Raw genomic sequence first — 25,979 nt, 5'->3', positions numbered from 1 at the left:
TAAATGAAAACGTACCTGCTTACTGCCCTGTTATGTTCAGTTTGTGCTTTTGGACCTGTGAATGCCCAAACACAGACAGACGGCGAACAAAAGTATTCGGCCTTGTCAGCAGATTCTATTGCTGAGGAGGTGGGCTTGATACCGGAGAGTCTGGATGCAAATGTAGACAGTCTGTTCCGTACCTGGCATGTGCAATATTTTTCTAAGGTAGATGAATATTGCCATGATGATGTTGAAAATGTCTATTTCCCAGACTCTATCTATATTCAGCGTTTGGATAGATTACCCCGCGTGATTTCTTTACCATATAATAAGATCGTGCGCGATTGTATTGATTTATATGCAGATCGTAAACGAGATTTGGTACGCTATATGTTGGGTATGGCCGATTTTTATTTCCCTATTATAGAACAAGTGCTAGATAAGCATGGCTTGCCTATCGAATTAAAATATCTTGCTGTTGTAGAAAGTGCCTTGAATCCGGTGGCTTTGTCGAGAGTTGGAGCTTGCGGGCTATGGCAGTTTATGTTGCCAACCGGCAAAAGTTATGGCTTGGAGATTAATAGTTTGGTTGATGAAAGACGTGATCCTTTAAAAGCAACCGAAGCAGCCTGTCAATACTTTAAGGATATGTACGCAATTTACGGAGACTGGAATCTGGTGCTTGCTTCCTATAATTGTGGTCCGGGTAATGTGAACAAAGCTATTCGACGTTCGGGTGGAAAAACGGATTTCTGGGATATTTTCCCATATTTGCCAAAAGAAACCCGTTCGTATGTGCCGTTATTTATTGCAGCCAACTATATAATGAATTATTATTGTGATCATAATATCTGCCCGATGCAGACAAGTCTTCCTTTGGCTACTGATACGATAATGGTTAATAAAATGTTGCATTTACAGCAGGTTGCAGATTTGCTCCATCTGAGTATAGAAGAACTGCGTGCCTTGAATCCGCAATACAAAAGAGATATTATTCCAGGGAATGCAAAAGCTTCAGTGTTGAAGCTTCCTGCTGCTGAAACGTATGCTTTTGTAGACAAAGAGGACACTGTATACACTCATCGTGCGGAAGATTTACTGGCAAATTGTATTCCTGTAGCCGGTGCAAGCAAGAATTTATCACGTTCGGTAACTCAGGAAAAGATTACTCATATTGTAGGTGCAGGAGAAAATTTGTATACAATTGCTAATCGTTATGGAGTGACCGCTCGGGATATTCGTAAATGGAACGGTCTGAAATCGAATAGAGTTGCAAAAGGAAGGCGTTTGAAATTGTTTGTAGATAATGGCGGTGTAGCAATTGCTTCCAGCCAAAATTCAAAGAGAGACAATAAAAATACAACAACAACTGCTGCACGGAAGACTACGGTTGATAAAGATGCTTCTAACTCAAAGCAGGCAAGTTTGCCGCTTGTGGGGAAAAACTTCGTTTCCTATAAGGTGAAGTCCGGAGATTCGCTTTATTCAATTTCACAGAAGTACCCAGGTGTTACAGCATCGTCGTTGCAAAAGGTTAACGGGTTGTCTGGTTCTGATATTCGCCCCGGACAGGTGCTGAAAATTCCTGTGGGCTGACCTGCTATTTTCCTTGCTTTGTGATGCCCTTCTTCTGAATATTTGTATATTTGTGGCTAGAGATGTTTTTATAAACAGGAGGAAAGGTGATCATGGAGGATAATACAAAGGACACAAAAGATATACAGAGTGCAGGCGAGGCGAAACCTGCTTTATCGGCTGATGAGCAAATGATTCAAGAAGGATTCGATGCTCTTCTGAAAGATTACCTGGCTTCTAATCACCGCCGTAAGGTGGAACGTATCACAAAAGCATTCAATTTTGCTAATCAAGCACATGCCGGTGTAAAACGTCGTTCGGGTGAACCTTATATAATGCACCCGATAGCTGTAGCCCATATTGTATGTAAGGAAATGGGGCTGGGATCTACTTCTATTTGCTCCGCCCTCTTGCATGATGTTGTAGAAGATACGGAATATACTGTAGATGACATTCGCGATATGTTTGGCGATAAAATCGCCCAGATTGTAGACGGCCTGACAAAGATATCGGGCGGTATATTTGGGGAACAGGCTTCTGCGCAGGCCGAAAATTTCCGAAAGTTGCTTCTTACCATGAGTGATGATATCAGGGTGATTCTGATTAAAATAGCAGACCGTTTGCATAATATGCGTACGCTGGGTTCCATGCTACCGGCAAAGCAATTCAAGATTGCCGGCGAAACACTTTACCTTTATGCACCTATGGCTCATCGTTTAGGACTTTTTTCTATTAAGACCGAACTTGAAGACCTGAGCTTTAAATATGAACATCCCCAAGAGTACGAATTCATCAAAGAGAAGCTGAAATCTACCGAAGCAGCCCGTAATGCTTTGTTTCAACATTTTGCAGAGCCTGTAGATAAGAAACTAAAAGCTATGGGGCTTAGCTATGAGATGCGTGCCCGGGTTAAATCTATCTATTCTATATGGAATAAGATGGAAAGTAAAGGGGTGACTTTTGAAGATATCTATGATATATATGCTGTTCGTATCATTTTTGATCCGCTTCCCGGCGTAGATGAAAAGAATCAGTGTTGGGATATTTATTCGGCTATTACGGATATATACCGTATTCGTCCGGACCGTATCCGTGATTGGGTGAGCCGTCCGAAAGCAAATGGATATCAGGCTCTGCACCTTACAGTGATGGGGCCGGATGGAGAATGGGTGGAAATCCAGATACGAAGCCGTCGTATGGATGAAATAGCAGAGAAAGGTTTTGCTGCTCATTGGAAGTATAAAGAGCATCATGTTGAAGAAGATACCGAATTGGATAAATGGCTTCAAACAATTACGGAAATACTGGAAAGCCCGGACCCGAATGCTTTGGATTTTCTTGATACGATTAAGCTGAACTTGTTTACTTCCGAAATATTTGTATTTACTCCGAAAGGCGACATAAAAACTTTGCCGCAAGGCGCTACTTCTTTGGATTTTGCTTATGCTCTTCATACTGATGTTGGCAATCATTGTATAGGGGCAAAGGTAAACCACCGTTTGGTTCCTTTAAGTCATCCGTTGGCTAGTGGAGATCAGGTGGAAATACTTACTTCTCGATCTCAGGAACCGCAGGCAGAATGGTTGAATTTTGTTACAACAGCGAAGGCAAGGGCTAAGATTGACGCTGTACTGAAACGTGTACGTAAAGAAGCAGCAAAGGCTGGAGAAATAAAGGTTATTGCAGCATTTAAGCGTGCAGATATGGAGCCGAACACTTCTAATCTGGACAAACTTTGTATGTATTTTGGTTTTTCCAAGCGTGAAGAATTTTTCTGTGCTGTGGAAAAAGGTGATGTGGTTCTTCCTGAAAATATAAAGAAGTTATTGAAGGAGAAGACTGATAATGTTCTGTTTAAATATGTAAAGCAGGCTTTGCGGGTAGGCACTAAACCTAAAGAGGCCGAGATAGAACAAACACCGAAAGAAAAACCTAAATTTGATAAATCGAAGCCATACATTCTTCGGGAAGAAGCTTTTGAACGTAACTATGTTATAGCAGAATGTTGCAAACCTATTCCGGGTGACGAAGCACTAGGCTTTATTAATGATGACGGAAACGTTGTTGTACACAAGCGTTCGTGTCCGATAGCAATGCGTTTGAAGAGCAGTTTTGGCGAACGTATTCTGAATACAGAATGGAGTAGTCATAAGAATGCTTCTTTTGAGGCCACATTAGAAATAAAAGGTATCGATTCGATGGGAGTGCTTAATACGATAACTAAAATAATTTCCGATGATTTTAATGTTAATATCCAGCGTTTGCTGATAGAGGCAAAAGACGGAGTGTTTGAAGGTAAGATCAAAATGAAAGTACACGATGTGGAAGATATACAGAAAATGTGTGTTACGCTTTCTAAAATCAATAATGTCAAGTCGGTAGGACGCGTGGCCGATTGAACATGGAAAAGGGTAGGCATTCAAATAAAAAAAGGTAAGCATTTGGATCAGTCTGGATGCTTACCTTTTTTTATTTAGTATATCAGGTAGACAGTGTAGGCCACATAACATATAGCCATGAAGATACCTTCCCACCGCGTTATTGTCCGTTTTTTGAAAAGTAGCCCAAAGATGTAAAGTAAAATGCAGGAGCCAATCAAGATTCCTAAATCCATATTGGTAATACCTTGTATGTTCATTGGGCTGATAGTTGCACTGCATCCCAGTACAAAGAATATGTTGAATAAGTTGGAACCAATAACGTTTCCAATCGCCATTTCCGGATTCTTTTTCAGAGCAGCTACTATAGATGTTGCCAGTTCGGGCAGAGAAGTTCCGCCGGCTACTAATGTAAGTCCGATAACAGATTCGCTTATCCCCAAACTGCGCGCAATGCCTGACGCTCCGTTTACGAAAAATTGTCCTCCATAGATAAGCCCGACTAATCCTCCCAGAATGAATAAAGAAGATTTCCAGACGGGCAATTCTTTAATAGGTGTCTCGGTCTCTGCATTTCCATTATGTGCAATGGCAAATGTATAACTTAAGAAAATAAGGAAGAAGCAAAGTAAAATTAATCCGTCGCTACTGCTTATGATATTTGCCGGGGCTTTATTTATGAGCATGTCGTTTGAGCAAATAAATAAAATTATGGAGGCAAGGATGCACAACGGGATTTCTTTGCTTAATGTCCCTTTTGTTATATTGATCGGGACGATGGCTGCCGTGCAGCCAACGATCATTAAAGTATTAAAAATGTTACTGCCTATTACGTTACCTATTGCTATATCAGCGCTTCCCTTCAAAGACGATACGACACTTACGGTTAACTCAGGCGCTGATGTTCCGAAAGCAACGATCGTAAGCCCGATAAACAAATTGGATATGCGGAAGCGTTTAGCAATTGAAGCCGAACCATCCGTAAGAGCATTTGCTCCTACGAGAATAAGTACTAAGCCGCCAATAAGCAAGACGATATTCATACAATTAGTTTAAAATGGTAAATCGTCTATCGGGTTGGCTGGTCCGAAATCAGGTTCAGGTGATGCGATCGGTGCTGCTGCCGGAGCGAAATTATCTGGAGTGATAGTCTCCGCCGGGTTTTGGGTTACAGCTGCTCCTGCACGTTCGATTTTCCATGCACTGATGTTGGTGAACCAACGTCCCTGGTACTCGCGGCTGTCGATGTCGAAAGAAACAGTCAGTTCTTCTCCTGGCTGTATGGCTGCCTGTGCAATCCGGTCGGCCCCAAAAAGTTGGAAGCATACCTTTTTAGGGTATTGGTCGTGTGTTTCTAGTACATACTCTTGTTTTTTCCATTCGTTTCCAGTTTTGCTTATACCGCCTTGCTCCGGCAGTACGGCAATAATCTTTCCAGTAATTTCCATGTTTATCGTTTTATTAATTGACTGCGAAGTTACCCTTTTTACCCGTAACTTGCTAGATGTTTGGTTCGTTTTTATCAACAACCTGGTCTATATCTATAGGGTCAAGGAGATCAAAAGCGGCTTTCAGGGTAAGTAGTTCTTCTTTTATTTGCTTGAGCCGGTTTACGATCTCTTCTTGGTTTATGGTTGTTTCTTTGTTATCTTTAAGTTTCTGCCGTGCACCAGCAAGCGTCATGCCCCGTTCTTTTACCAAGTGATAAATAAGGCGTATTGCATCGATATCTTCCTGCTTATAGAAACGGGTTCCTTTACTGGTTTTCCTCGGACGTATGATATCAAACTCTTTTTCCCAGAAGCGTAGCGTAGACTCATTGACGTCGAATATCTGTGCCACTTCGCTTATGGAAAAGTATAGCTTTTGGTTTTTATTTTTTTTTAGTCCCATAGCCTTTCAAGTAATTAATCCATAACCTGACCATGGTTTTCTGCAATCTGAATCATACGGTCGTACTCTTCAGGTGTAAGATCCATATAGTAATATTTGGAAGGATTGTCGTGTTTACCGTGTACAATTACCTCATAATGCAGGTGAGGCCCGGTGGATTTTCCCGTATTGCCTACTTCCCCGATAACTTCTCCACGAGTAACCTTTTGTCCTACACGGGCTTTGAATTTGCTCATGTGGCCATATAATGTTTCAAATCCATAACCATGATCTATAGTCAAACAGTTACCATAACCTTGCTTCCATCCTGCAGAAGTCACAACTCCATTGCCGGTAGCATAAATTTCTGTCCCGATTTTAGCGGAAAAGTCCATACCTGCATGGAAACGCGGAGTACGATAAATCGGATCGATTCGTACGCCATAACCCGAAGCTGTACGCCTAAGGTCTTTGTTTGATATAGGCTGGATAGCGGGGATGCATTTGCTCCGTTCTTCCAGATTCTTACCCATAGAGATGAGTTCTTCCAAAGAGTTGGATTCAATATATAGTTGTTTTCGCAACATATCCATCTTTTGAGTGGTTGAAACAATAAGCTCCGGATTGGATAAATTCATTAAATGCTCGTATCGATTACTGCCGCCAAAACCGGATTTACGTACCGATTCCGGAATTGATTCTGCTTGGAAGATAGCACGGTATAAATTTTCATCTCGTTGTTGTATGTCATCAAGTGTCTCCAATGCATTGCTTAGCCGTAATGAAAGTACTTCATATTGCGTTTGCATCAACTTGTTTTCTTTCCTTAGTTGCGATTCCATGGGTGAATCTACTAAGTACATCATGGCAAAAAATGTTGCCACACCAAAAACAATACCGGTGCTTAAATGCCGGATTACTGTAAAAAAGCGGTCTCTGCCAGAGGGATAAACGCGCTCATAATTGAGGGTGTTTGGGTTATAAAAATAGTATGTTTTACGAGATTTAAATAGTCCCATTGATTTTTTTATTACTTGGATGTGTGCAAAAATAATAATTTGCAGTACTTTTGCAAATTGTTTTTCAGAATATTAACGAGAACTATATAGTAGATATGTTGACAGCAAAAGAAACCCGTGAGTCCTTTAAAGCATTCTTTGCCTCAAAGGATCACCAGATTGTGCCGTCTGCACCGATGGTGGTAAAAGGTGACCCTACATTGATGTTTACCAATGCAGGAATGAATCAGTTTAAAGATATAATCCTGGGGAATGTTCCTCGTAAATCTCCTCGTGTCGCGGATTCACAGAAATGTCTTCGTGTAAGTGGCAAGCACAACGATTTGGAAGAAGTAGGCCATGATACTTATCACCATACCATGTTTGAGATGTTGGGTAACTGGTCTTTTGGCGATTATTTCAAGAAAGAAGCCATCAACTGGGCATGGGAGTATTTGGTGGATGTGTTGAAACTGAATCCAGAACGTTTATATGCTACTGTATTTGAAGGTAGCCCTGCCGAAGGGCTTGAACGCGATAATGAAGCTGCCGGCTATTGGGAACAATATCTGCCGAAAGATCATATTATCAATGGTAACAAGCATGATAATTTCTGGGAAATGGGAGATACGGGTCCTTGCGGTCCATGCTCTGAGATACATATAGACCTCCGTCCGGAAGAAGAACGCAAGGTACTTCCCGGCCAGGATATGGTAAATAAAGACCATCCTCAGGTTATTGAGATATGGAACCTGGTTTTCATGCAGTTTAACCGCAAGGCAGATGCTTCTCTGGAGCCGCTACCGGCAAAGGTGATTGATACAGGAATGGGATTTGAACGCTTGTGCATGGCTCTTCAAGGCAAGACGTCTAATTATGATACAGATGTATTCCAGCCTATTATCAAGGTAATTGCCGGAATGGCAGGAACTGTATATGGCAATAATAAGGAACAAGATGTGGCAATGCGTGTAATTGCCGACCATATCCGTACGATTGCTTTTGCTATTACTGACGGACAGTTACCTTCTAATGCCAAGGCCGGTTATGTAATTCGTCGTATTTTGCGCCGTGCTGTTCGTTACGGATATACTTTCCTGGGACGGCGCGAAGCATTTATGTATAAATTGTTGCCTGTTTTGATTGAGACAATGGGTGATGCTTATCCTGAATTGATTGCACAGAAGACATTGATAGAAAAGGTTATCAAGGAAGAAGAAGAATCTTTTTTACGTACATTGGAGACTGGTATTCGTTTGCTGGATAAGAAGATGGAAGATACTAAAGCTACCGGAACAAATGTCCTGAACGGAGTGGACGCTTTTACTTTATATGATACTTACGGATTTCCGTTGGACTTGACTGAACTGATTCTGCGTGAAAACGGAATGGAAGTCAATATAGATGAGTTCAATGCTGAAATGCAGAAGCAGAAAGAACGTGCACGTAACGCGGCTGCTATTGAGACTGGCGACTGGATCACTTTAAAAGAAGGAGAAAGTAAATTTGTTGGTTATGATCTGTTTGAGTGTGAAGCCGAAATTCTTCGTTATCGTCAGATCAAACAAAAGAATAAGACGTTGTATCAGATTGTTTTGGATCAGACGCCTTTTTATGCCGAAATGGGTGGTCAGGTAGGTGATACCGGTTGGTTGATTTCGGATGACGAGAAGATTGAAATAATTGACACGAAGCGTGAAAACAATCTGCCGGTTCATTTGATCGTTAAATTGCCGAACGATGTAACAGCAACATTTACGGCAAAGATCAATGAAAAGAAACGTGTGCAGTGTGAATGTAACCACTCGGCTACTCACTTGTTGCATGAAGCATTGCGTGAAGTGTTGGGTACGCATGTCGAACAGAAAGGTTCCTATGTGTCTCCCCAGTCTTTACGTTTCGACTTTTCACATTTCCAGAAAGTAACAGATGAAGAACTTCGTAAAGTGGAACGTTTGGTTAGTGAAAAGATTCGTGCAAACTATCCGCTGGAAGAACATCGGAATATGCCGATTGCCGACGCAAAAGCAATGGGCGCCATGGCTTTGTTTGGAGAAAAATATGGTGATGAGGTTCGTGTTGTAAAATATGGAAGCTCGGTGGAACTATGTGGTGGTACACATATTCCTGCTACAGGTATGATAGGTTCGTTGCGTATTATAGGCGAGAGTTCTATTGCAGCAGGCGTTCGTCGTATTGAAGCTGTAACGGCGGAAGGTGCAGAAGATTATGTATATGCACAGCAGGATTTGCTTAATGAAGTTCGTGCCTTATTTAATAATATGCCAAACATTTCACTGGCTATCAGGAAATCTATCGAAGAAAATTCAGATATGAAGAAGCAGCTGGACAATTATATCAAGGAAAAAGCTGCCGGATTGAAAAAGGATATTGTAGCTAAAGCAATCGAACGTAATGGTGTGAAGTTAATGACTTTTATAGGCAAAGGTAATCCGGATGCGATGAAAGATGTAGCGTTTCAGATTAAAAGTGAGACAGAAGGTAGTTTCCTTTTTGTTGCTGGAATTGTAGACGATGCCAAGTGCACACTGATGGTTATGCTTAGCGATGATTTGGTTGTTGACGGTTTGAATGCCGGGAAGATGGTAAAAGACGCAGCTAAACATATCCAGGGTGGCGGTGGCGGTCAACCTCACTTTGCAACAGCCGGAGGTAAGAATCTGAATGGCCTGTCTATTGCAGTAAATACTGTCATCGAAGCTGCTGGATTAATGTAGAAGAAGTTTCATTCGGAAGAAATTTAGATTTCTCTCGGAAGAAAATATAAAATCCTTCGGATGCACCTCTGATTTACAGTTTGCGTCCGGAGGATTTTTTTATGCCTCTTTGGATAATAAGAATACAAATAATACCTTTGTCGTAAAAGCTACAATTAAATAAGAATAAGTATGTCAGATCAAAAAGTTTTAATTTGCGAAAATCTGAAAGTTGAATTACAGGAATTTCTGTCTTCTCTGAATTATGATAAACTTTTTATCCTGACGGATACAAATACGCAGGAAAAATGTTTCCCTTTAATACAAAGTGTTCCGGCAATACAGGATGCTCCGGTTATAACTGTTGAGGCGGGAGATATGCATAAAAATTTGGAACAAATGTCTTATATCTGGACACGGTTGTCTAATGAAGGGGCCTCACGTAATTCATTACTTATAAATTTAGGCGGAGGCATGATAACGGATATGGGAGGCTTTGCCGGAGCGACATTTAAACGTGGAATACATACTATTAATATTCCAACTACATTGATGGCTTCGGTTGATGCGGCTGTAGGAGGAAAGACCGGGATTAATTTCAATGGATTGAAGAATGAGATAGGTTCTTTTTATCCTCCGTTATGTGTATTTATTGATTGCGGATTTTTGAGTACGTTGGACAGGAATAATCTTTTGTCCGGATATGCAGAGATGATAAAACATGGATTAATCAGTTCCATGGACACGTATGCATCTGTTATGCTTTTTGATTTGGATCAGAAATTAGATTATACATTCCTTAATCGTATGGTTGCTCAGTCGGTGGCCGTTAAAGAACAAATAGTGGAGGAAGATCCGAAAGAAAAAGGTATTCGGAAGGCCTTAAACTTCGGGCATACAATAGGCCATGCTTACGAAAGTTTGTCGTTTAAAAAGAACAAGCCATTATTGCATGGCCATGCTGTAGCTGCAGGTATTGTTAGCGAATTGTATTTGTCTCATAAATTTTGCAACTTCCCTATGGACAAATTAAGCCAGGTCGTTTATTATATCAAAGAGTATTATCCGCCTTTTATGTTTGATTGTAAGGATTATGAAAGCTTATACGAATTAATGACGCATGATAAGAAGAATGAAGGCGGTGTTATCAACTTTACTTTGCTTGCAAATATTGGTGATGTCCGCATAAACCAGGATGTAGAGAAGGAAAATATTTTCGAGTCGTTGGATTTCTACCGTGAAAGTTTTGGAGTGTAACTAAAATAGTTTACCTTTGCACCCGTAAAAATAAAGCGGGATGTAGCTCAGCCCGGTTAGAGTACGCGTCTGGGGGAAGGGAGCAAAAATAAATTTAAAAAACTTATTATGCTTTGATATATAAGGAGTTAGACTTGATTGTTTAGCTCTTTTTTTATTTCTCCCTACCACTTTCATAAAACATTTGCTATATTTTGTTGCAAATGAATGCAAATTCATTTTTTCTTTTTCCATATTTATATTTTGTTTTATTTTAGTATAAAGGTCAGACCTTTTATTGATAGGGACAACAAAATATCAAAGAATCATTGATGTACTTCTTTCCTCCAAATTCTTTGATTGTACCAATTTCAGCTCCTTTCTTGGCCTTTTCAAAATATTCTGGACCAAACTGTTGCTCAAACGACTTTTTTAGCATATCTTTATATTCAGAAANATTTGATATTATCTGATATAACCTTAACTTTAGCTGCTATCCAATCGTTATCTTCTCCACTAATTTTGCCAATTTTATTAAACTCTCTAACAAAAAAATATAAATTATTCATATACTCATTTAAATCAATTCTTTCTTCTCTAGTTTCGACAATCTTTTCTTGATCTTTCTTATAAAATTTTTCAATGCTATCTTCGTTGTCTTTATTAAAGTGTTTGTATTTCACTCCATTATATTCTTTAAATAACAAACCATTAACTATTGGCATTATATCGTTTTCTATCAAACTTTGATTTATAAGAAGTTTTCCTGTATCATTGTTATTGGCATAATCTTCTAAAACTCTCTCTAAAGAGTTTTTTGAAAGATAATATTTTGTATCATCGTTAATAGAATCATAATCGTCTTCTAATTTTAAACTTTCATATTGAACATCGAACTTCGTTTGTAATTCTTTAATCTTATCTTTTTGAGAAAAATTCGAAAGTTTAGCTTCTTTTACTTGATACGCCTTGACTTCCTTAATAGATTTGAAATGAATTTCGTTAGATTCTTGTTTATTTTCCTTTCCTTCATATTCATCTCTCACTCGCTTTTTGAAATCAGCCAAAGACTCTCCTTCATTGGATATAATACTAAATCTTCCTTTAGTAGCTTTATATCTATCTTCACCTTTCATTCTGATAATGATCTGACCATCTTCTACTTTCACATAAGTCTGAGTGATCTTTTTGAAATCTGATTTAGGAGGAGAATCTTTATCCTTTTCTCTTTCAGTTTTATCTGAAGTATCAGTATCTTCTTCTAATTTGTTTCTCCTTCTTTCTAACTCTTCTTTCGCAACTTTTTTCACTTCTTCAGATTGCTTCGGATCTTTCAAAGCTGCCTCTAATTGTTTGTCTGTAGCCTTTGTCGCAAATTGATCTATTCCTGATGTTTTTTCTTTGGACTCATTTTCGACTTCTTTTGGTTTATCAGATAACTCTTCTTCTTGAGAAGATCCTTTCTTCTTTCCATAATATTTCCAGCCTTGAACTGTTTTGATGTACTTCTTTCCTCCAAATTCTTTGATTGTACCAATTTCAGCTCCTTTCTTGGCCTTTTCAAAATATTCTGGACCAAACTGTTGCTCAAACGACTTTTTTAGCATATCTTTATATTCAGAAAAAGAACAAAGATCTTTTCCGAGCGAATAACGGTTAATGACCTCTCCGTGCTCTTGACCATTTTTAGGTTGATTCTGAGGAATGATAGAATCGAGATCTTTTAAAGCGACTTCCGAAGAAGTCGCTTTTCTTATTTTATCTTCCATCGGCTTTATATAATTAAAAGATGTTAAGATCCAAATTTTATCTTTAAAATTATCTTCTTCATCATAAGTTACCTCCCTGATAAGAGTTATTTGATATTTATCGTTTTTAATATCTACCTTACTCTTATTACTATAAAATTCCCCAATCTTACCATTTTTCAAAACATTAGAAATTTCTTTAGTCATGTCCTCTAATGACTTGAAATCATCTTGTTCAATAAAATGACGCTTTCTTATGTGCTGAAGTCCTCTTTTATCGTTTCCCCAAACAATATCTATCTTACCAAGACCTTCTCTTTCCCAAGCTCCAATGACTTGACCTTGTTTTCTCTTTAAAAGAAATTCTATGGCTTTTTCTGGTTCATTTTCAAATTGAGAATAATTAGTTCCGAATTTATCTAATCGCGGATATTGTTTTCTTTTTATTCCTTGTCCTTTTAACGGAATCCAACTACCGTCAGTTTTCTTTTCGTAGCGAATACCTTTCCACTCTCTGATCTCTCCAATAGCAGCTTTCGCTTTCATCAAATCTTGTTCTAGAGACTTTCTGAGCAAATCTTTTTCAAAATATTCTACAGATTTTTGAATATCTGTAGAATTTATGATGTTTTCCTTTGTTTTGAAAGGTATTGTTTTTTGGAATGAATCCTTTCTGTATTTTTCAGAACCCTTTCTTTACACTAATAAATAGAATGTCGCAAGTGAAAAAGTCGTTAATGTATCTCATACAATATATGTTTTGATACTATTTTTAATTTTTTCTTTTAAGTTCATTCGCATTTTTAATCATCGTGTCAAACATTTTGTTTGTGAGATTTTCCTGCTCTTGTTTAGAAGCCCTTTCTATTATCTGGACATTCCCACTATCATTCCAACGGTCAAATTCTTTCGCAAAAACATCGGTTGTTACTCCCATATTCTTTGCACCTTTGTCAACTCTATCAATACCTATGATATTGATGACATTCTTTAATACTTTATTTCTTTGCAAATTCTCATATGCTTCTTCAATAGAGATTATACTTAAAATCTTCTCTATTCGTTCATCATCAAATCCAACCTTTTTCAAGTGGTCTATTATTGCTTTTATCTTTTCTTCCATCATTATAATCCTAAAGACTTCATATTCTTTATAAACTCTTTTTTGTGGGAAAAGAGGCAACCTTCTTGCTGTCGCGATTTAAAATTTCAATGAGAACATCTTCCCTTTTTATTTTTTCAGATCCTATACGTACCTGTAATCCTGCATTATCAATAAAAGTAGATCGGTTTGGAGAAATAGGATCATCCAAACTTGGCCCATGATACATATGGTATGAAGGAGATGCTTCGTTTCCAATTACTACTCTCCATTTACAAAAATCTTTATCACTATTCCAAATGACATCTTTGTCCTTATTATTTTGGAATGATATGACAAACATTGGTGCCTCTTGAAAGGGATTAACAGGAATAATACCTGTTTTTATTTCTGTAATTGTTAATTGAAAAGTTTCTTCAAGAGCATTTAAGTCTTCAAATGAAATATTTGCATCACTAATTATTGATAATTGAATACTATCAGGTTGTTGCTTTGTTGTAGTGTTATTAGTGTCCTTATTATCCGATAGAATGATTCCCCAAAAGAGAATACCTAAAATGAGTATGCATATAAAAGATAGTAAATTGACATTTTGTTTCTTTCCGGTTTCTTTTATTAATTTATATCCGCAATTAGGACAAAATTTAGCGTTTTCTTCTATTCTTTTTTTACAATGTGGACAATTTTTGTATAAGTAGATCAGTTTTGATCCACAATTGGAACAATTCTCGGATCTCTCCTTATGATATATTATTTTACAGTTAGGACAAATTTTTTGGTTTTGTAATTCTTTACTATTTTTTTCTTCTGTCGTTTCCATATCCTTTTAATTTAAATATTCTAAAGGTCTAACCTTTTATTTATTTAATCAACATTCTACTAAAGACTTTTCCCATAAATTGGAAAGTGTCTCTCCTTCATAAATCCAATAAGGTGTAGGATGAGTTATATAAGGTAATAACAGTTGTGTTACGGCACTTAATGACATAATCTCATTGTTATATTTTACCTTATTTCCTTCAATGACTTCTATTTCTATATTATTATTGTTTTTATACGTCAATTTTGCTCCAATAGGGATGCCCATTCTCTCAAAATTAAAAGCAGGTCTCTTTTTCTTCATTGTTTCTCTTGCAACCTTTTCTTCTGTACTGATGTCAGCATCCAAATCATTATTTATTTCTTTTTTTATGTTGTTTGGACCTAATAATTCTAAAATCGCTATAACTCGTTCTATATCCATTTTAAAAAATTCTCTATTAGGATTAATACGGTCAGGAGCAAAAGCAACATGTAAAGCCTTCTCTGTCCTAGCAAAATTTGTTATTTCACAAGCATAGACACATTCAAAAGGTAATGGAACTCCAGTACTACTATATAACTCTTTCATTCTTTGAGCTATTTCCATTCGTGAAGTCATACCTATTTTTACAAGACCTGGCATGGCTGGGTTGGTGAGAGCGTAAACAATACCTACATTTTCTTCTTTTTGATTTTCCATATTTTTATTATACTATTAATCAGTGTATTAATGTGTAAAATCATTGTTTGGATAATTTATAAAATCAATATAATCACTTTTCTGCGTATTGACCATACATAATTTTTTCTCTTTTAAATGTAGGTAATTACACATAAAAGACAGACCTTTATACTACTATACTACAAACTTGATTTTATAAGATTACTAAACTGGATATTTACAATCAATACAAAGAAATTCCACCCAGTTTCGAAGAGGAAGGTTAACTAAAAAAGCGTGAAACTGTTAGTTTATCCTATTATTGAAGCTCTGGACTGCTCTACACACAGGATAAACGTAACAGTCCACGCCTATATCTACAACACTCTTTATAGAGTACGTACATACAAAGCATGGACGTTACATTGTTCTCCTCGTGTGTATGAAATTGTCCAGATTTCAATAATAAGGATTTTCTAAACGCCCTGTCCGTTCCTTACGGACAGAACAAATGTATAAATAATCGTTTTCTTGGCAAAGCTTATGCTTCTTTTTCTAATCCTTTTATTTGTTCTTCATATTCTTTCTTTATTTTCTTATTCAATTCATCAATCATAGACAAAATCGGATGCTTCTTCCTTAATTCCTCCTTTATCTCTTTTATCTTTTTCAGAACATTACTCTTGTTTTGTGCTGTGACCTTTCCTTTTTTTGATGCAATTTCTACTTCTTCTTCCATATTGAAAGCCATTACACATAAACGCAGGCAAGTCTCATATAAATCTTTTTTTCCGTTTAATTTTATCTCACAATAGTCTTCAAGTGATTCTAATCGTTTTTCAATGCTTTTATACATGCTATACCATAAATTAATCAATTCACGATAAAAATCCTCTGAAAACAATTCTAAACATCGAATTTTGCGCTTAAAAGTATATTCTACATTCTTTATTCTTAATTCATACCTTAATAAATTGCGTGATTTCTGTACTAATGGATATCCATCTGAATTTCTTAATTCAGCATTTTTGTCATAAAAAAGTAATTGCAAATTTTCACCGCTCTTCCTTTTACTTTCTTTTCCAAAATATAAACTTGTACCACTAATGTTAGACCTACTAAATCCACTTAAATAATATAATTTTGGTAAATAAAGTCTAGGTTCAAATTGCATTGTAAAAGTCTGTGCAATGTCAATCCTTTTTACTTTCGCCTTTTCTAATGGCACGTTTAATGTTTTACTTAAACTTTCAATTGCCTTTTTTACTTCGGAAAAAACCATCCCTTTTATATTATTTCCCTTAGTATAACTAGTTAAACTCCCTATAACAGATAAAGTCTTCCCTGTAATCATTACACTCATATTATCGATATGACCATAAATCTTTGATATAGTACTTTTCTTTTCGTCTATCTCTATATTACAAGCTACTTCTTCTTTAAATGAAATAGGAATGTCTAAATCATTTTCCTTTAATATTAAATGGATGGTATCATACATAATTATATATTATTAATATCAATAAAACATTTATAATTTTTACTTTATTATTAATTTTCAAATTGATTAAGATATTCCTCTATAGTGCCTATCCTATTCCTTTTCAGCCATGCTTCTATTTCAGAATAAAAAAAGAATAAGCGTCCTTTTTTATTAGGATTGAGCTTGTAGTGCGGTATTTCGTGATTACATACCATATGGTAAATTTTACTTTTTGATAGTCTTGTTATTTTACATACTTCCTCTATTGTGATGATGTCGCAAGGCATTTCCGTAGCAATTTTATTGTTCGAGATTTGCTTTAAATTGTGTTGTTTCTGATTGCTGCATCGTTTTCTTTTCTCTGTTTCCTTATTCTGACATAATTCAGAACTTCGATCTTCTAATAGTCTTAAATAATTTATTAAATTCATATTCTCCAACTGTAAAAGATCTTGTAATAAATAAGCAGCATTATCCCAATCTTTACTTATTTGTTGTCCCAACGGTGAACTTTCTTCAATGTTATATTGATCTATTTTTCGTCTAATGTCATTAAGACTTAATTTAATCATACTTAAATCATAGTATCCTTTCTGTAGCGCTTTCACATTATCTTGTTCCGAAATAACCCCATAGCGTCCGTACCTTTCATTTAATAGTTTGTTGGCTTTATCTAATTGTTTGTTAACTAATAGAATATCATTGCCAGTACTTTTACTAATATACTTTTCTATTTCATTAATATCCAAACATTTTGTTGTAGCAATTAGTTTGGTGAAGAAGTTTTCATAAACAGCTGTTCTCATAATACTATTTTATTTTTATATAGTGATTTATTTGTTGCTTTTTCAATTACATCATTACTGAAACTGTCTAAATATGTATTAGTTGTGCTCAGATCTTTATGTCCCATAATCTGACTGATTACTTCCCTAGGAGTTCCATCCTTTTGTAAACTCATAGCCATAGAATGACGGCTTACATAACTTGTCAACTTTTCCGGAATATCCAATTCTTCTCCTAATTTTTTTAAATTGCTATTATATTTGGCTAATCGTCTTCTTTGATGCTCATACAGTTTCTCTCCTGTATAGTTAATAGTTACGACTGGTAATAAATACTTCCCGATTAGATTGGTGTTTTCAGTAAACCACTTTATTAATACTTTAATATCGTCACTCATCAATATTTTAATATACTTAGAACCTTTACAATGTTCGGTTTTCTGTCGCTTATACATTATATACTCTTTACCTCCTTCAAATATTATATTTTCTTTTTTGATATTAGCCATGTCAATAAAACTCATACCATAACACAAGTAAGAAAATATAAATAACCTACGTGCTATTTCTTTGGAAATGGACTTTGATTGTGTATTCATTAATTTGGATAGAGATTCTTCGGACAAAAACCTTTTACGCGTTTCTTCCCCTAAAGCTGAAACACAAAACCCTCCTTTCCCAAAAGGATAATTATTGGATGAGCATTCTTTTTCTTGTATCGCTTTGTTTAAGATGGCTCTTAATGTTTTTATATTATGTTTTCTTGTATTTCCACACCATCCCTTTTTTTCCATAAAAATATTGTAGTTATTCACATATTTAATGTCAATTTCGGATAGTAACCTTGACTTTAATCGTTTATCATATAAACTTAAATTGTAGATAGAGCTTTCCCATACTTTCGCATTTCCAATATGTCCTGTTCCCTTCATATCATTAATACATTTATTTGTATATTCTATAAACTTTCCTTGTTTAGTTTTATGAAAGAAGGCATTTTTGAATTGTTCCAAAGTCCAATCGATACCTTCTCTGTCAAAATTAATTTCAAGAGCTTGTGCCCGTGCTTGCAATTCTAATAATCTTGCATTATACTCCTTATACATAGGACATATCTTTTTGTCCTGTTTGAAACGTTCAGCATGTTCATCCCATTCTTCTGTTGTCGTGTAAAGACCTAAATTAAAATATTTAGTTCTCATATTTTTTATTATCCGTAAAGAGATGGGATAAGTACCGTCTTTTCTCTTATTTGGCTTATGAAGCACTAACTTAAATGAAGCCATAAACTTTTTTTATTACAAAAATAGATGGATGCTTTGTCTTTATCACCAAAAGTAGGTTATAGTTCTTACTCTTGATTAGCAATTATTAACAATTTGAAATCATATGAATTCTTTCCTAAAACATTCCTAAAATAATAAGTGATAGCGAGGATAATAGAATAGAGACCTTTATATGTGTTAAGTATTTATTAACCAGTGTTTTATTCTTTATTCTAGATGATGGGGAACAAATTTCTGTAAAAATGGAGGGGAAAACTTGTAAAATCCCGTATAATACTCTATTTTTGCACCCGTAAAAATAAAGCGGGATGTAGCTCAGCCCGGTTAGAGTACGCGTCTGGGGGGCGTGTGGTCGCTGGTTCGAATCCAGTCATCCCGACCTGCTGAGTAAAAGGAATTAAGTTGGTAAACTTAATTCCTTTTTTGTTCTCTCTAATTTCTTGAATACAAGTTGTTCTTGCTGTTCTTTTGGTATTATCGATATCTTTAAACATATCACATGAATGGGTGGTTATAAAGATAGAATAACTTAAAAATAAGCCTTATGAATAGCAAACCTTTGGTACATAATAATGAGTTTCATTTGGTGAACAAGAATGAAATTCATAAAGCCGTAGAGGAGCTAATAGAGAAACTGAGTTTAGCTGCCGGTTCTACAGATGGTTTTAATTTATATAAAGTGGTGGAATCTTATTTTGTCGATTTAAATAAGCGGCATAAGATAAATCGTTTGCTTCATATTGATGAAAGCTATGATTATTATGGAGAGAAGGAGCAAGGGCGTGAATTGAAAGATAAAGATGCCAGATAAAGAAAGAGCGGCTGGTTATAATTAACCAGCCGCTCTTGTTTATATTGAAAGTTGTCGATTATTTACCTGACAATTTTTCTTTCAAAGCTGCAAGTTCTTCAATGTCACCCAGTGTTGTCTTTTCAACAGAACCGGTTACCATTGCTGAATCTTCTTCTTTTTTGTTGCGTTTTGCTGATGATTTTTTGTCGGCAGCTCCTTCTTTCTTTGCACCCTTTTGTTCATCTTCGAAGATGCGGCTGTGAGAAAGAATGATACGTTTAGCTTCTTTGTTGAATTCGATTACCTTGAACTGGAGCTTTTCGTCTACTACAGCCTGAGAACCGTCTTCTTTTACCAAATGCTTCGGAGTTGCGAAACCTTCTACGCCATAAGGTAAAGAAACTACAGCACCCTTATCAAGAACTTCGATAATTGTACCTTCGTGGATTGAACCTACTGTGAAGATAGTTTCGAATACATCCCAAGGATTTTCTTCCAATTGCTTGTGTCCTAAGCTCAAACGACGGTTTTCTTTGTCGATTTCAAGTACCTGGACTTCAATTTCTGAACCGATCTGAGTAAATTCAGACGGATGTTTGATTTTCTTAGTCCAAGATAAGTCGGAGATATGGATCAAGCCGTCAACACCTTCTTCGATTTCAACAAATACGCCGAAGTTAGTGAAGTTACGAACCTTAGCTGTGTGGCGTGAACCAACAGGGAAACGAGATTCGATATCTTCCCATGGATCAGCTTTAAGCTGTTTGATACCCAAAGACATCTTGCGTTCGTCGCGGTCTAGTGTTAAGATAACAGCTTCGATTTCGTCACCAACTTTCATGAAGTCCTGAGCGCTACGCAAGTGCTGAGTCCAAGACATTTCAGATACGTGGATCAAACCTTCTACGCCCGGAGCAATTTCGATGAATGCACCGTAGTCGGCCATAACAACAACTTTACCTTTTACTTTATCGCCAACCTTCAGGTTAGCATCCAAAGCATCCCAAGGATGCGGAGTAAGTTGCTTCAAGCCTAAAGCAATACGTTTCTTTTCGTCGTCGAAATCCAAGATAACAACATTGATCTTCTGATCCAACTGTACGATTTCTTCCGGATGAGAAACACGACCCCAAGAAAGGTCTGTGATATGGATCAAACCGTCTACGCCACCCAAGTCGATGAATACACCGTAAGAAGTGATGTTTTTAACGGTACCTTCCAATACCTGTCCTTTTTCCAGTTTAGAGATAATGTCTTTCTTCTGTTGTTCAAGTTCTGCTTCGATAAGAGCTTTGTGAGATACAACAACATTCTTGAATTCCTGATTGATTTTAACAATCTTGAATTCCATTGTCTTACCAACAAATACATCGTAGTCGCGGATAGGCTTAACATCGATCTGAGAACCCGGCAAGAATGCTTCGATACCGAATACATCAACGATCATACCACCCTTTGTACGACACTTAATGTAACCCTTAATGATTTCGTCTTTTTCAAGAGCTTCGTTAACACGATCCCAAGAACGTGTAGCACGTGCTTTCTTGTGTGAAAGGATTAATTGTCCTTTTTTGTCTTCTTGGCTTTCGATGTAAACTTCTACTTCGTCGCCGATCTTCAAATCCGGATTGTAACGGAATTCCGACATTGGAACAACTCCGTCAGATTTGAAGCCAATGTTAACTACAACTTCGCGTTTGTTCATTGCAGTAACAGTACCCATAACCACTTCTTTGTCCTTTACAGTGTTTAGGGTCTCATCATACGTTTTTACAAGATCGTCCTTGCTTACGTCACCGTAAGACTCACCTTGTTCAAAGGCATCCCAGTTGAAATCGTCAACCGGCTGAATGTTCTTTAAATTTTCCATTCTTTAATTGTTAATACTAAGTTTGTTTTAATTAGTAAGTTAGACATTATGTTGTCATTTCTCAAAAATCGGGGCAAAGGTAATGTTTTTTTCTGATACCCAAGTGTTTTTCGAATGAAAAAAGATGTCTGAATAGATTCGTATGTTTGTTTGCTTATATATACCTTCATTTTTTTAATAAAAAGTTGTAACCGAATAAATTTGTTTGCGTCAAATAAATAAACAAATTATTTACTAAAATAGAGAAAGGTATGATGAACTTTATTACAACTCCGCTGATCGTTGGTATTGTGTTTGCCGGGATATATGGCTTGTTCGAATTGTTTTTACGCCGTAAAGAGCGAATGGCCATTATTGAAAAATTGAGCGACAAACAGGGCATGTCTTCTTTAGAGGATAAATTGCATTTGTCGGCTTATTCTCCTTGTTTTTCATTCAGCAGCTTAAAGATAGGATGTCTGTTCTCAGGTCTTGGGCTGGGAATGTTGGTAGGATTTATAATGAATACTTTATTCGTGCTAAATGAGACAGACGATTGGTATAGAAATGAAATTGCTGATACTGCTTATGGTGCTTCTGTTCTTCTTTTCGGTGGCATAGGGTTAATAGTTGCTTTTGTTATAGAGTTGAAGATGGGAAAGAAATGATAAATGGAATAAAAAGCCCGTAGATTAATGTTTTACGGGCTTTTTATTAGAAATAAATTTCTCCGAAAAATTTTGGACAATGGAAATTGGGTTCCGGCAAATCGATAGGATTCCAGCTTACAAAATGAGGAAATTGTGTGTTATCTGCACATTTGTAGAAGTTTCCCATGATCTTTTGTGGAAGATTATTTGGGTCTAGCCCCATTAAGGTAAAAGGAATAACAACAGTGAGTTCCCAGGCAAACACACCTTCTTTTTCCGGGAAAGGTTTAGTTCCTAAGGAAGAATAGGTTTTGATAGATGCATATTCTTCCTGGGATAATGAGCTTTTCTTTTCTCTGGATTCGCGCCGGGCTGCATCACAAGTCCCAATGCAATTGAATTCAAAGTTCATATAGTTGGAATCTCCAGCCTTCTGCATAAAAAACTCTACACAACTATCCTGGTGGACAGGAGAATTGTTTATGCCGTATTCCGCTTTGAGACTATTGCCTTTTACAAAATAGCGGATATACAAATGTGTTTTGGAACGGGCTATGTCGAATGCGACAATTGGTTTGTAACCGTATTCTGATTTCCAGTTAAGCACGTCAACGTATTCGCGTTGTGCATATTTTTCCAATACAGGATCAATGGAAGATGGTGATAATACATCCAGCATTTCCAAATAAGGAACTTTCAGACTTTTCATTTTAAATATAAATTTGGATTAATGGCACGTGGAAATAGGAAGTGAGTAATACGGATAATACGCCTATAATTGATAATACAATAATAATGGTACCCACTATTCTGTTTAACATCCATATACCTCTTACGTTAAACCATTTTCTTAGTTTTGCTACTATATACGTTATGCCGAACCACCATAATATGGCGCCTACTCCGATACAACCGATTCCTCCGGCCAACATCCATATGGAAGAATCCGGTAAAACAAAACCGAAACGGGCAAACAAACCAATATATAATAATACGATTAAAACGTTACTAAAGGTAAGTAAAAAGGCTGTAATGAAATCCTGCGTAAACGATAATTTTTTCTCTCTTTGTTTCTTTATGTTCTTTACTGGGTTGCTTTGATATATATAATAGCCGAAAATGCCTAGAACAATGCTTCCTATAATTTGTAACGGAGCTTGATTGGCCTCAACAAAGTTTACAACAACTCCCATTCCCAGACATGTGAAAGCCGCATATAATACATCTGAAAGGGCAGCTCCCAAACCTGTAATAAAACCATGCCATCGTCCTTTGTTTAGCGTTCTTTGTATGCAGAGCATACCTATCGGTCCCATTGGTGCCGATACTAATATGCCTATTATTAAACCTTTTGTTATCGTTCCGAGCATTCTGAATTAACGCTTTTCTCTTGAATTTCGACTACAAAGATACGTCCATTATACTGATAAAAAAAGGTAAAAACATAAAAAGGATTTATTGAAGATAATTTGGGTTATACCATAATGCGTGTGGAAGTAATAAAATCATCCCGATCTTTTTTTAAAATCATCGGGAACATTTTTTGTAATCATCCCGATCTTTTTCATAAGGTGTTGTTCTGTTTTTGTCAAAATGGAACAACTTTTTATAAAACCTGAAATCGCATATCGGTTAATTTATCGTACATTTGCCGCAAATTATATATGATGCGAAAAGTTCATTTGATCTCCGTAACCGAACCGATAATATTGGACTTAGCTTTAGCAATTCGTGAAAAAGGTTATGACGTGACAGTTTCCGGAACAGGAATATCAGACACTGCTTTTATAAAATTGAGTGAATCTGGTTGTGCCTGCTACGGAGACGGATGGTTTCCGGAGAGATTAACAAAAGATATTTATACTGTAGTACTAGGGGCTAATGTGGAACAGAATAATCCAGAACTGGTAAGAGCAAAAGAATTAGGGTTGCTTATTCAGTCGGTTCCGGAATTTATTTATCAGCGTACACGTTCTAAAACCCGGGTTGTGGTAGCTGGAAGTCGAGGGAAAAAAACAATTATTTCCATGGTGGTAAGTGCCTTGAAGCAACAAAAGTTAGCTTTCGATTATGCTCTTACCAGTGAAGTTCCATTGCTTCCCAGCCGCGTGCATCTGAGTTATGAGTCGCGTATAGCTTTGGTTGAGGGTGATGAACATGTTACTTCTGTCCTGGATCAACATGGCCAACTCGAATTTTATCGTCCTCATATAGCCGTATTGACCAATCTGTCATGGTCGGATAAGACCGGACATGCAACCTCTGAAGATTATTTGGGTACCTATCAGGCTTTTACTACTTCTATTGAAAGGGAAGGAAAACTAATCTATTACAGTGCAGATTCTGCAGTAACCCGGTTGGCAGAAGAAGTACGAACTGATATTACGGCTATTCCTTATGACAGCCATCAGGTAATAGAGAAAGACGGACAGGTTTTTCTCAGTACGCGTTATGGAGATTTTCCCGTTTATATTCCGGATACATATTTTTTGATAAATCTGAATGCTGCACGCTTGGCTTGCCGGCAGTTAGGAGTTAAAGATACTGATTTTTATAAGGCATTATCCGAATATAGCTTATCTTTGCAGCTATGATTGTAGCCAGACAAAAAAGAAAAGAAAATATAGCCGAATATCTGCTTTATATGTGGCAGGTAGAAGATTTGATTCGTGCAAACAAGTTTGATATGGATTCAATTCGTCGTACGGTGATAGCCCATTATGACCAATCGGATGAAGTGAAGAAAGAAATAGAACAGTGGTATGAAGAATTGATCGAAATGATGCGTTCGGAAGGTGTTATGGAAAATGGGCATATCCAATTAAACAAAAATGTTATTATAGCACTTACTGATCTGCATTTACGGTTGTTGAAGTCTCCGAAAGAGATGGTTTATAATGGCGCTTATTATAAAACCCTTCCTTATATTGTACAATTGCGTGCAAAATCAGGTGGACAGGATTTACCGGAGATTGAAACTTGTTTTGCTGCTGTTTATGGTTATCTGCTTCTGAAGATGCAAGGAAAAGAAGTGGGTGCGGAAACGATGGAAGCTATAAAACAAATCAGTTCTTTTTTAGCTTTGCTTGCCGAAAAGTATCGTGAAGATATGAACGGAGAACTGAAACTAGAAGATTAAATTGTTATGAAGACTGTTTTAGTAACCGGTGCCAATGGTCAATTGGGTAATTCACTCCGTCAACTTTCTGGAAAATATCCCCAGTTTAATTTTTTATTCACGGATGTCGATACATTAGATCTCTGTAATAAAGAGGTTGTTTGTTCGTTTGTGCAGACTCATGCTGTCGATTATATTGTGAATTGTGCTGCTTATACGGCTGTTGATAAAGCTGAAGATGATATAGATTTATGTACCCGTATTAATCGGGATGCCGTACGTTATCTAGGTGAAGCTGCCAGTATTGTTGGTGCCCGTGTGATTCATATTTCTACGGATTATGTATTTGACGGAACAAATTTCCGTCCTTATATAGAAACAGACAGGACATGCCCGGTATCTGTTTACGGCCGTACTAAACTGGAGGGTGAAATAGCTTTACAGGAAGTTTGTACAGACGCAGTAATTATCCGTACAGCCTGGTTGTATTCGGAATATGGAAACAACTTTGTAAAGACAGTACTTCGCTTAGGTAAGGAACGTAATGAATTACGTTTTATATTTGATCAGATCGGTTCGCCTACTTATGCCGGAGATTTGGCTATTGCCATATTACAGGTCATAAAACAGGGAGAAGATGGTGCGTATTGTCCCGGTATTTATCATTTTTCAGGAGAAGGCGTATGCAGTTGGTATGATTTTACAGTAAAAATTATACAATTGGCAGGTTTAACGCTCCGTGTAGTTCCTATAGAAACGAAAGATTATCCGGTACGTGCCCCACGCCCTCATTATAGCGTGTTGAATAAGCGGAAAATAAAAGAAACTTATGGCCTTATTATTCCACATTGGGAAGAAAGTTTACGGAATTGTTTAGAGCGGTTGCTTTTGTAAAATAGAAAAATTTCCTTTTTAGTAAGATTGAAAATAACAAAACGAATTTAA

At 36.8% G+C, this 25,979-nt stretch carries 24 protein-coding genes and 1 tRNA gene; 10 read left to right on the top strand and 15 right to left on the bottom strand.

Translation table 11 applies throughout. The features are described from left to right. The first annotated feature begins 3 nt into the window (after nucleotides 1-3). Complete coding sequence (locus CTY47_RS05050; RefSeq protein ID WP_099463690.1) at nucleotides 4-1,578, top strand: lytic transglycosylase domain-containing protein; 1,575 nt, start codon at nucleotides 4-6, stop codon at nucleotides 1,576-1,578. A 92-nt stretch (nucleotides 1,579-1,670) separates the two neighbouring features. Continuing rightward, nucleotides 1,671-3,956 carry a RelA/SpoT family protein gene (locus CTY47_RS05045; RefSeq protein ID WP_099463689.1) on the top strand — a complete coding sequence of 762 codons (2,286 nt, stop codon included), beginning with the start codon at nucleotides 1,671-1,673 and terminating at the stop codon, nucleotides 3,954-3,956. A 74-nt stretch (nucleotides 3,957-4,030) separates the two neighbouring features. Here CTY47_RS05045 and CTY47_RS05040 read toward each other — a convergent pair whose 3' ends face one another. The 4 genes from CTY47_RS05040 to CTY47_RS05025 are packed head-to-tail and all read right to left on the bottom strand — an operon-like array spanning nucleotide 4,031 to nucleotide 6,826. Then, nucleotides 4,031-4,978 carry a calcium/sodium antiporter gene (locus tag CTY47_RS05040; protein WP_099463688.1) on the bottom strand — a complete coding sequence of 316 codons (948 nt, stop codon included), beginning with the start codon at nucleotides 4,976-4,978 and terminating at the stop codon, nucleotides 4,031-4,033. Between the two features lie 9 nt (nucleotides 4,979-4,987). Next, a complete protein-coding gene (locus tag CTY47_RS05035) occupies nucleotides 4,988-5,383 on the bottom strand; it encodes a DUF3127 domain-containing protein (RefSeq protein ID WP_099463687.1) in 396 nt (131 codons plus the stop codon). A gap of 52 nt (nucleotides 5,384-5,435) precedes the next feature. Then, a complete protein-coding gene (locus CTY47_RS05030; protein WP_099463686.1) occupies nucleotides 5,436-5,828 on the bottom strand; it encodes a MerR family transcriptional regulator in 393 nt (130 codons plus the stop codon). 14 nt (nucleotides 5,829-5,842) lie between these two features. After that, on the bottom strand, nucleotides 5,843-6,826 hold the full coding sequence (locus CTY47_RS05025; RefSeq protein ID WP_099463685.1) for a M23 family metallopeptidase: 984 nt from the start codon (nucleotides 6,824-6,826) through the stop codon (nucleotides 5,843-5,845). Between the two features lie 95 nt (nucleotides 6,827-6,921). Here CTY47_RS05025 and alaS point away from each other — a divergent pair, with 95 nt between their 5' ends. Together alaS and aroB are read left to right on the top strand one after the other, a co-directional pair. After that, on the top strand, nucleotides 6,922-9,543 hold the full coding sequence (gene alaS, locus CTY47_RS05020; RefSeq protein ID WP_099464086.1) for an alanine--tRNA ligase: 2,622 nt from the start codon (nucleotides 6,922-6,924) through the stop codon (nucleotides 9,541-9,543). Nucleotides 9,544-9,714: 171 nt separating this feature from the next. Beyond that, the gene (aroB, locus tag CTY47_RS05015; RefSeq protein ID WP_099463684.1) at nucleotides 9,715-10,779 is read left to right on the top strand and encodes a 3-dehydroquinate synthase; all 1,065 of its coding nucleotides are present in this window, start codon (nucleotides 9,715-9,717) and stop codon (nucleotides 10,777-10,779) included. Here the strand turns inward: aroB and CTY47_RS05010 are convergent, their stop codons facing one another. From CTY47_RS05010 to CTY47_RS04975, 8 genes are all read right to left on the bottom strand, one after another. Next, the gene (locus tag CTY47_RS05010; RefSeq protein WP_099463683.1) at nucleotides 10,780-11,013 is read right to left on the bottom strand and encodes a hypothetical protein; all 234 of its coding nucleotides are present in this window, start codon (nucleotides 11,011-11,013) and stop codon (nucleotides 10,780-10,782) included. A 194-nt stretch (nucleotides 11,014-11,207) separates the two neighbouring features. Continuing rightward, a complete protein-coding gene (locus CTY47_RS05005) occupies nucleotides 11,208-13,052 on the bottom strand; it encodes a putative barnase/colicin E5 family endoribonuclease (RefSeq protein WP_099463682.1) in 1,845 nt (614 codons plus the stop codon). 226 nt (nucleotides 13,053-13,278) lie between these two features. Beyond that, nucleotides 13,279-13,629, bottom strand: coding sequence for a hypothetical protein (locus CTY47_RS05000; protein WP_143813338.1), 351 nt, complete (start codon nucleotides 13,627-13,629; stop codon nucleotides 13,279-13,281). Nucleotides 13,630-13,657: 28 nt separating this feature from the next. Further along, nucleotides 13,658-14,428 (bottom strand): zinc ribbon domain-containing protein, encoded by a 771-nt coding sequence (locus CTY47_RS04995; RefSeq protein ID WP_099463680.1) that lies wholly within the window; start codon nucleotides 14,426-14,428, stop codon nucleotides 13,658-13,660. Between the two features lie 48 nt (nucleotides 14,429-14,476). Further along, nucleotides 14,477-15,109: a GIY-YIG nuclease family protein gene (locus CTY47_RS04990; RefSeq protein ID WP_099463679.1), complete on the bottom strand. Its 633-nt coding sequence runs from the start codon at nucleotides 15,107-15,109 to the stop codon at nucleotides 14,477-14,479. 502 nt (nucleotides 15,110-15,611) lie between these two features. Further along, nucleotides 15,612-16,571 carry a phage/plasmid replication domain-containing protein gene (locus CTY47_RS04985; RefSeq protein WP_099463678.1) on the bottom strand — a complete coding sequence of 320 codons (960 nt, stop codon included), beginning with the start codon at nucleotides 16,569-16,571 and terminating at the stop codon, nucleotides 15,612-15,614. A 50-nt stretch (nucleotides 16,572-16,621) separates the two neighbouring features. Beyond that, nucleotides 16,622-17,359: a helix-turn-helix transcriptional regulator gene (locus tag CTY47_RS04980; protein ID WP_099463677.1), complete on the bottom strand. Its 738-nt coding sequence runs from the start codon at nucleotides 17,357-17,359 to the stop codon at nucleotides 16,622-16,624. Next, entirely contained in the window at nucleotides 17,356-18,624 is a 1,269-nt protein-coding gene (locus CTY47_RS04975; protein ID WP_099463676.1) for a site-specific integrase, read from the bottom strand. Before CTY47_RS04975 ends, CTY47_RS04980 begins: the two co-directional genes overlap by 4 nt. Nucleotides 18,625-18,928: 304 nt before the next feature. On the opposite strand from CTY47_RS04975, the gene CTY47_RS04970 reads away from it, so the two are divergent. Further along, nucleotides 18,929-19,003 (top strand) — tRNA-Pro (locus CTY47_RS04970). Nucleotides 19,004-19,168: 165 nt separating this feature from the next. Next, nucleotides 19,169-19,435 (top strand): hypothetical protein, encoded by a 267-nt coding sequence (locus CTY47_RS04965; protein ID WP_099463675.1) that lies wholly within the window; start codon nucleotides 19,169-19,171, stop codon nucleotides 19,433-19,435. A 58-nt stretch (nucleotides 19,436-19,493) separates the two neighbouring features. Here CTY47_RS04965 and rpsA read toward each other — a convergent pair whose 3' ends face one another. After that, nucleotides 19,494-21,287 carry a 30S ribosomal protein S1 gene (gene rpsA, locus CTY47_RS04960; RefSeq protein WP_099463674.1) on the bottom strand — a complete coding sequence of 598 codons (1,794 nt, stop codon included), beginning with the start codon at nucleotides 21,285-21,287 and terminating at the stop codon, nucleotides 19,494-19,496. Nucleotides 21,288-21,538: 251 nt separating this feature from the next. Between rpsA and CTY47_RS04950 the strand changes: the two genes are divergently transcribed. Further along, nucleotides 21,539-21,934 carry a DUF6249 domain-containing protein gene (locus CTY47_RS04950; protein WP_099463672.1) on the top strand — a complete coding sequence of 132 codons (396 nt, stop codon included), beginning with the start codon at nucleotides 21,539-21,541 and terminating at the stop codon, nucleotides 21,932-21,934. Nucleotides 21,935-21,980: 46 nt separating this feature from the next. Here CTY47_RS04950 and CTY47_RS04945 read toward each other — a convergent pair whose 3' ends face one another. Further along, nucleotides 21,981-22,625 carry a carbohydrate-binding family 9-like protein gene (locus CTY47_RS04945; RefSeq protein WP_099463671.1) on the bottom strand — a complete coding sequence of 215 codons (645 nt, stop codon included), beginning with the start codon at nucleotides 22,623-22,625 and terminating at the stop codon, nucleotides 21,981-21,983. 1 nt (nucleotide 22,626) lies between these two features. Further along, the gene (locus CTY47_RS04940; RefSeq protein ID WP_099463670.1) at nucleotides 22,627-23,286 is read right to left on the bottom strand and encodes a LysE family translocator; all 660 of its coding nucleotides are present in this window, start codon (nucleotides 23,284-23,286) and stop codon (nucleotides 22,627-22,629) included. Nucleotides 23,287-23,583: 297 nt separating this feature from the next. Between CTY47_RS04940 and CTY47_RS04935 the strand changes: the two genes are divergently transcribed. From CTY47_RS04935 to rfbD, 3 genes are read left to right on the top strand one after another with little or no spacing between them, the layout of a single operon-like run. Next, nucleotides 23,584-24,510: a Mur ligase family protein gene (locus CTY47_RS04935; RefSeq protein ID WP_099464085.1), complete on the top strand. Its 927-nt coding sequence runs from the start codon at nucleotides 23,584-23,586 to the stop codon at nucleotides 24,508-24,510. Beyond that, nucleotides 24,507-25,055 carry a DUF4924 family protein gene (locus CTY47_RS04930; RefSeq protein WP_099463669.1) on the top strand — a complete coding sequence of 183 codons (549 nt, stop codon included), beginning with the start codon at nucleotides 24,507-24,509 and terminating at the stop codon, nucleotides 25,053-25,055. Before CTY47_RS04935 ends, CTY47_RS04930 begins: the two co-directional genes overlap by 4 nt. Nucleotides 25,056-25,061: 6 nt before the next feature. Then, the gene (gene rfbD / locus CTY47_RS04925; protein ID WP_099463668.1) at nucleotides 25,062-25,928 is read left to right on the top strand and encodes a dTDP-4-dehydrorhamnose reductase; all 867 of its coding nucleotides are present in this window, start codon (nucleotides 25,062-25,064) and stop codon (nucleotides 25,926-25,928) included. Nucleotides 25,929-25,979: the final 51 nt, after the last annotated feature.

The organism is Parabacteroides provencensis (genome assembly GCF_900232875.1).
Taxonomy (GTDB): Bacteria; Bacteroidota; Bacteroidia; order Bacteroidales; family Tannerellaceae; genus Parabacteroides; species Parabacteroides chinchillae.
The sequence above is the reverse complement of the archived record's forward strand: the minus strand, read 5'-3'. Positions and strand labels throughout refer to the sequence as shown.